Here is a 6,648-nt window from a genome sequence, read left to right on the forward strand (position 1 = left end):
TCGTGTCCGGATACATTATCCATCGTCATCCGGGCGTATGAGACGGGACTCAATCCTTGCTCGGTATCGGGGTCGGAGTGGTGCTCGGATGGGCAACGGTTGCCTCCCTGGCCGAAGACGGCCTTGGCACCTTCGCTCTCCTCGGAAGCCAGCCGGCGGTTTGGCTGCTCGTGGCTGCTTTCGCGGGCATGCTGGCTGCCATAGGTCCGGGCTCGCAAGGCCAGCTGTATGCGGATCCTCGAAGCAATCGCCTCCGAGTAATTCTGACCCACTTCAGCTTGTTCTGGCATCGCCAACTGTGCCGTAATCGGGGTCCCTGACGAAATCCGCGGCCAGATCGTGAAAGCCTTCGTGGTGCTCAAGGACGGTTATCGCCAATCGGAGGAACTCATTGCCGAACTCCAAGCGCATGTGCGGACCCGGCTGGCCGCCCACGAGGTGCCGCGCCGGGTGGTCTTCATCGATGAATTGCCCCGGACGACTACGGGGAAAACGATGCGCAGAGTGCTCAGAGATCTGTGAGTCCCGATGGGGAGGCCGGCTCGGAACCGAGTCGGGCGGCGTACAGCCACAGACCCAGCGCGGCGAGGATGTGCCACAGGCCGTGGCCCTGAATCAGTGAATCCGGACGGCAGAGTGGTCCGCCGGTTCGGCTACTCAGAAAGACGACGGCACCGATCCAGAGCAGGCCGGCCGGGAGAATGAGCCGCCGGACCCGGCCGGGTTGGGCCGCGGCCGGCGAGGACGGGCAGGACCAGTGTGGGGGTGCGGAGGCGAGGGTGGCCGCGGCCAGCGCCAGGGCCATAGCCAGCACGGCGCCCGCCACCGGCCAGAGAGCAACAAGGACCGACGCCGCTCCAACGGCCGACCACGGTGTGCGGAACGACTCCCGGCGGATCCTCCGTGACACCTCGATGGCGACGATCACGACGAGAAGCGCAGCGAGTGAGGCGTCGTGGAGCCAGGTAGCCATCGGACCGCCCCAAGCGTGGAAGGCTGCACTGCCGACGCCCGTCAGGATCATCATTCCCGCCAGCACGCCGGTGCCACGCATGGAGTCCCTTCGTCTCCAAAGCCTCATGAAGACAACCATCCCGGCGAGGACGAACGCCAAGCTGGTGAGGGTGTTGACCGGCTGGTCAAGCAGGCCATCGACGAACCGCTCACAGTCGCCGACGGCACCGGGCAACGTGCTCATACGGTGGTCTTCGAGGTTGAGGCGGCCTGGTGGGCCTGCCGGGTCATCGACCCGGCGGGAGCCCTGGGACAGAGCAGCACAGGCGAAGCCAAAGGAGGCCGGCCACGGTCACGCCTGCTCAGCGAGCACCTCAACCTCGTAGCGGTTCCGGAGGGCATGTGCGGTGTGCCTCATCCACTCGAGCCATTGATGTCCGGGCGGCCGGGCCGTCCAGCGGACCTGGTAGGCGGGATTGATAGTGATGACTCGCTGAGGGTGAACCGAACGACGGAGCAGGTGGGGAATGATCGGCGAGCGGCCTGCGGAGATGGCGAGCGGTCCGATGATGGTGGCCCGCTGGGCGCGAAGGGTAGTCCCACCGGCCACCACCCGGCCGGAGAGCTCAACAAAGCCGGTGGCGACCGGTACTCCAACGGGAGTGCTGAGTGGTATCCGGTCCAATGACTCGGCGCGCACGGCGTAGATGCCGCAAGTGCACTCCGGTTCGGGGACCGTGGGGTGGTGTCGCTCGATTCTGGGAGGCAGCGTGAAGTTGTTGTTCAGGTGGCCGGCGGCAGTGCACCGGGCCTCCAGGCTGCGGGTCTTCCAGGGAAACCCGAACAACCCGGTGAGCATCGGCCGGGACCGATCGCGCGGCAACCGCTCCGGGACGATCAGCCAGCTCCGCAGAGCGATGAGGGGTTCTACGCCGTCGATATCGACCCGCCGCGGCGGATCGACGAGGTTCCCGACCAGCTTTGCCTGCATCGTCTCTCAAGGATATCGGAGTCGCCCGCGCGGCGGCGCCGTTCGCGCCGACCCCGGAACCGCTCGCGGAAGATACCGACGCCGGACCAGGTGGTTGACTGCCTGCCAGGCGAGTTGCCATAGGTCCAAGCTGCGCCCAAACTCCGGTCGTGCTCACTCTTCCCTCGCGCCTCGAACTGAAGCGCCGCCTACCGCGGCTCATGCTCGGTCTGTTCCTCTTCGGTCTGGGCTTGGCGTTCATGGTGGTTGCCGACCTCGGTTTGGCCCCCTGGGAGGTCCTCCATCAGGGCATTTCTCGCCGCACCGGTATTCCGATCGGCACCGTCGGCATCTTGATCGGCCTGGTGGTGCTCGTCGCCTGGTTTCCGATCGGTGAGAGGTTCGGCGTCGGCACGCTGGCGAATGTGATCTTCATCGGGATCGTCATCGATGCCACATTGTGGTTGTTGCCCGAACAGCTCACCGGCCCGGCTCAGCGCTGGACTGCGATGCTCGTCGGCCTGGTGCTGGTCGCCATTGGCTCCGGCTATTACATCGGAGTCCACCTCGGCCCCGGTCCCCGCGATGGGCTGATGACCGGTCTCAGTCGACGCACCGGGCGCCCGATCGGCCTGGTACGGGCGGTCATCGAGCTGGGGATCCTCGTCGTCGGATGGCTGTTGGGAGGGACGGTCGGGGCAGGAACGGTCGCCTTTGCGTTCGGAATCGGCCCCCTCGTTCATCTGTTCCTGGGCCGGTTGTCGCTACCCCCGAGCTGAAACCCCGTTCTTGCGTCAGTTTCGCGTGCTTTTGGCGACATTTCTGACGCAAGAAGGATGGATTACCACTCGTGCTGGCGGGCGTCCCAGGTCCAGAACCGTCCGTGGTGATCCGGCCCCATTGCCGCGATCAGTGCGGCGATTCCCTCGGCGCTCTCCTCTATCGAGAGTGGGGCCGAGTCGCCGCCCATATCCGTACGCACCCACCCTGGATGGACCACTACGGCGAGGATGCCGAGTGCGCCCCAGTCGTCTGCGCGCTTTCGGAACTCATCGTTGAGCGCGGCCTTAGAGTCCCCGTAGTCTCCGAGGCTCTCGGTGCGTCCCCGGCGGGCCCCCACCTGTGACGTCATGATCGCCACCTTGCCGCCCGGCTTCAGCACTCCGCCATCGAGAAACGCCTGCACCACCCGGATCGGAGCCTCGGCGTTGACGGCCATCATCACGTCGCGAGGTGTCCCCCTTCCGACTCCTGCGTTGTGAATGAGCACGTCGAGATCGCCGACGGCGGCTACGAGTTCGGTGGGTACTGCCAGGACGTCGAATGCGTGCAAGTGAAGGTCACCGGTCAGTCCGCCCAGCTCGCCGGGCGCTTCCGGGGTGCGGGTGGTGGCATGCACCGTCCATCCATCGGCCAGGTACCTGCGGGCCAGGCCCAGACCGATGCCGCGACTCGCTCCGATGATCAATACGCTCCGTGTGTTCATCGGCTCAGTCTGGCACGGCCGGCTCGAGTGGGCTCGTGGCATGGCGGCTTCACGTTGAGTTCCGAGTCATCGCAACAGGGGATCGTGTCGCCAAGGCAGCCGCCAGGGCTCCCAGGCCGCCGAGCACCAGGTCGAGAGTTGCCGTAGCCCCATTCGTGGCCAGGACCTCGATCCCCGTTTCCCTGCCCATCAGTCCGATCAAGCCGAGGATCAACGCGGAAATCAGTACGACGGAGGTGAGACGACCGGATCGGTACACGCCGGCCAGCACGGTCAATCCGAGGACTAGATGAACCGTGTTGAAGAGCGGATTCAGCGTGAACCCCAGAAGCCCCTCGCCGTAGTCCGCCGTGATTCCGTTGAAGCCGGTCACGCCGAATCCCAGCAAGGCGACCGCAACCAGAACGACGCCGAATGACGCCGGGCCGATCCGGCGGGCGGCGCTCTCAATTGGCATGGGGCGGGGTGGAGGGTGCACCTCGAAGCGCCGGACTACCAGCAGGACGAGCGTCAGCGATGCGCTGAGGCTCGCCAGCCAAACGGGTCGCCACAACCACCAACCGACACTGCCAACCGGGTCGCGTGGAAAACCGAGTGGATAGAGGAACCCAACAGCCACCGGAAGCACGCTGATGTGCCACAAGTACATCGAGAGCGGCACTCGATTGATCCGTTGCAGCCAACCTCCTTCCTTCCACAAGCGTTGGAACGCGGGCCGGGCGAGAAGGGCCAGCGAGACCAGCCAGACGGCAACCGCCACCAACGGCAGGCTGGGTGGATCGCTGTTCCATCGATCCTCGCCGGGCACCATGATGAGGCTGACCGGGTAACCGGCCCAGCCAGCCAGGACCACCAGTCCGGCCAATCCGGCCCCTGCGGCTCCGGCCAGAACGCCGGGACGGATCGGGTCGAGGCTGCCGTCGGCGTAGAAGAACCCGAACTGGTGTGGGATCAGCCAGACGAAGGCATAGTTGGCGAATCCCACGGCTTCGACGCCGAACCCGTGGACGGCCACATCCACGAGAACCGCGCCGACGGCCAGCGCAGCCGGAACCCGCCATCGCCACCGTTCGTGGAGCCGGTACATGGCGGGAGCGAGGGCGACTACCACCACGTACACCCCGACGAACCAGAACGGGAGAGCTGCGATGTCGGCTCCGCGTTCCAGCAGATTGGGCTGTGGCAACGGGAGAAGTTGGCCGGCCAGCCCCAGGAGCAGCCAGATCACGATGAACGCCACCGTAGGCTGGAGCAGCCGTGTCAACCGGGTCCGAAGGTAGGAGAGGTAATCGCCCTTGTGGAGGCGGAGCGACCGGGCGTTCGAGAAGCCGCCGACGAAGAACAGCAAAGGCATCACCTGGAGCAACCAGGTGACGTAGTGGAGTTCCGACACGGTCGAGAGGGCGCTCTCCCCGGCGATCCGGCCCGTTTCCCAGACCACCGAGGTCGCCGACCAATGACCGAGAACGACGGCAACAACGGCAATCGCTCGCAGCGAGTCGATGAATCGGTCACGCTCCATGGATTCCCATTCTGCCCGACCCATCTCCAGGGCACCGTGGCCGGCACCAGCGGACGGGTCGACGGAGGCGACTGTCCCCGGTTGGCTCTCAGAATAGGCCCGGTTACCGGCCGTCTTCCGCCAGCCAGGCGTCGAGCAGCCCGGACAGGACCGTCCAGTCCACATAGGTCCCGGGGCGCCGTGCGCCGTCACCTTTCTTACTGCGAACTTGTCCCACCTTGACGAACCCGGCATCCGCGTGGGTCACCTTCTTGATGGTCATGACATGGAACGAAACGGCCCACCACGGTGCTCGCCCCGACTTCGTCGGGCGCAATTGTGGTGCCCGGCGATCCCGCAAGCGGCGAAGCCGGCCGGGTTCGGGAAGGTCGGCACCGTTGTAGTGCAGGGCGACGAGGATGGGCGCCACCGCCACACGTGAGTCGTTCAGGCGCGCCACTCTGAAGAGGGCAAAACGGCTCGAGGCCTCATAGGCCAGCACGTCGCCCGGCTTCAGGTCGGTCACACGGCGGCTTGGGGGCCTCAGCTTCTTTCGATCCGGCTGTGGTCCGATCAGCTGCTCGCGAGCTTTCTGGAGTGCCGCCTTCCGTTTGGTGAGCAGGCCGGCGTCGTCCTCCCACAGGTGCAACCCTTCGCCATTGTCGATGGCCTGCAACGCCCGGTCCCGAATCGCAGTATTGAGCCGCCCTATCTTTGATTGGGTGAACGCCAAAGCTATCCAGAACACCGGTCCCTCGTCCGGATCGTCGAGCGTTCCCGCGAACCGTTCGAGCATGCGAGCGGTGGCGTCGTCGTCTTCCACGCCGTCTTCGATCATCTCCCGATAGCTGTCCCGGGCGTCGCAGGCGAGATCGTCTGAGAAGAGGGCTGGACCCCATGAACCCATGCATGCTCCAATCCCGACGAATACTCGCACACGATTCGACCGAACGGCCGATGGACGCACTGCCACGAGATGTGCCACCACCGCCGATAGGTCGGCCCTAAACATGGTGCGAGACATCACTCGGGGTTTCGCTGTGCCGTGGTCGGGACCTGCCAATCCACGCCGGTACCGGGCCGCCGGCGCTACCGTCAACCGTCTGATTGCAGAGGGGGCACTCATCTTGAACCATTTCGATGTTGTCGTCATCGGCGGCGGACAGGCCGGTCTGGGTATCGGCTACTACCTGCGAGCAGCCGGCAGGAAGTTCGTCATCTTCGAGCGTGGACGGGTCGGCGAGACCTGGCGTAATCAGCGCTGGGATTCCTTCACCGTAAATACACCGAACTGGGCGAATGGTCTGCCCGGCGACCCGTACGACGGCGACGAACCCGACGGCTTCTTTCACCGCGACGAACTCATCGAATACTTCGAGCACTATGCGGGCAAGTTCGCACTCCCGGTGAAGGAGGGTGTCTCTGTTACTGGGGTCGATGCCGACGGCGACGGTTTTCGTGTCACGTTCGAAGACGCGGCCGGCACGGTCGATACGGTATCGGCCGCCAACATCGTCGTCGCATCCGGGATGATGCAGGCACCCAAGATCCCAGGGATTTGCCGGCAGTTCCCCGAGTCGCTGCTCCAGCTCCACGCCTCCGACTATCGCTCAGCGGACAACTTGCCACCGGGGGCGGTCGTCGTAGTCGGCTCAGGACAGTGTCCATGGCCATGTGAAAGTCCTCGTTGGTGGCCAGCAAAAGTCCTCGCGGTGGATGTGTAGGTAATTCACTGCG

At 65.1% G+C, this 6,648-nt stretch carries 7 protein-coding genes and 1 pseudogene; 3 read left to right on the forward strand and 5 right to left on the reverse strand.

The window, feature by feature from the left end; genetic code table 11:
- Positions 1-300 precede the first annotated feature (300 nt).
- A pseudogene (locus P1T08_14225) lies at positions 301-522 on the forward strand (AMP-dependent synthetase).
- Here P1T08_14225 and P1T08_14230 read toward each other — a convergent pair.
- Together P1T08_14230 and P1T08_14235 are read right to left on the reverse strand one after the other, a co-directional pair.
- The gene (locus P1T08_14230; protein MDF1597232.1) at positions 509-1,198 is read right to left on the reverse strand and encodes a ceramidase domain-containing protein; all 690 of its coding nucleotides are present in this window, start codon (positions 1,196-1,198) and stop codon (positions 509-511) included. The pseudogene P1T08_14225 and the gene P1T08_14230 overlap by 14 nt on opposite strands.
- Before the next feature lie 108 nt (positions 1,199-1,306).
- A complete protein-coding gene (locus P1T08_14235) occupies positions 1,307-1,945 on the reverse strand; it encodes a hypothetical protein (protein ID MDF1597233.1) in 639 nt (212 codons plus the stop codon).
- Between the two features lie 149 nt (positions 1,946-2,094).
- On the opposite strand from P1T08_14235, the gene P1T08_14240 reads away from it, so the two are divergent.
- A complete protein-coding gene (locus P1T08_14240) occupies positions 2,095-2,703 on the forward strand; it encodes a hypothetical protein (protein MDF1597234.1) in 609 nt (202 codons plus the stop codon).
- Between the two features lie 62 nt (positions 2,704-2,765).
- On the opposite strand, the gene P1T08_14245 is transcribed toward P1T08_14240, so the two are convergent.
- The 3 genes from P1T08_14245 to P1T08_14255 form a co-directional block, all read right to left on the reverse strand.
- Complete coding sequence (locus tag P1T08_14245; GenBank protein ID MDF1597235.1) at positions 2,766-3,410, reverse strand: SDR family NAD(P)-dependent oxidoreductase; 645 nt, start codon at positions 3,408-3,410, stop codon at positions 2,766-2,768.
- 49 nt (positions 3,411-3,459) lie between these two features.
- Positions 3,460-4,932, reverse strand: coding sequence for an acyltransferase family protein (locus P1T08_14250; protein MDF1597236.1), 1,473 nt, complete (start codon positions 4,930-4,932; stop codon positions 3,460-3,462).
- A 103-nt stretch (positions 4,933-5,035) separates the two neighbouring features.
- Positions 5,036-5,818 (reverse strand): hypothetical protein, encoded by a 783-nt coding sequence (locus P1T08_14255; GenBank protein MDF1597237.1) that lies wholly within the window; start codon positions 5,816-5,818, stop codon positions 5,036-5,038.
- Here P1T08_14255 and P1T08_14260 point away from each other — a divergent pair.
- Positions 5,817-6,635: an NAD(P)-binding domain-containing protein gene (locus P1T08_14260; GenBank protein ID MDF1597238.1), complete on the forward strand. Its 819-nt coding sequence runs from the start codon at positions 5,817-5,819 to the stop codon at positions 6,633-6,635. The two genes, P1T08_14255 and P1T08_14260, sit on opposite strands and share 2 nt — an antisense overlap.
- Positions 6,636-6,648: the final 13 nt, after the last annotated feature.

The sequence above is a fragment of the Acidimicrobiia bacterium genome (assembly GCA_029210695.1).
In the GTDB taxonomy this organism is placed as follows: domain Bacteria; phylum Actinomycetota; class Acidimicrobiia; order Spongiisociales; family JAHEDJ01; genus JAHEDJ01.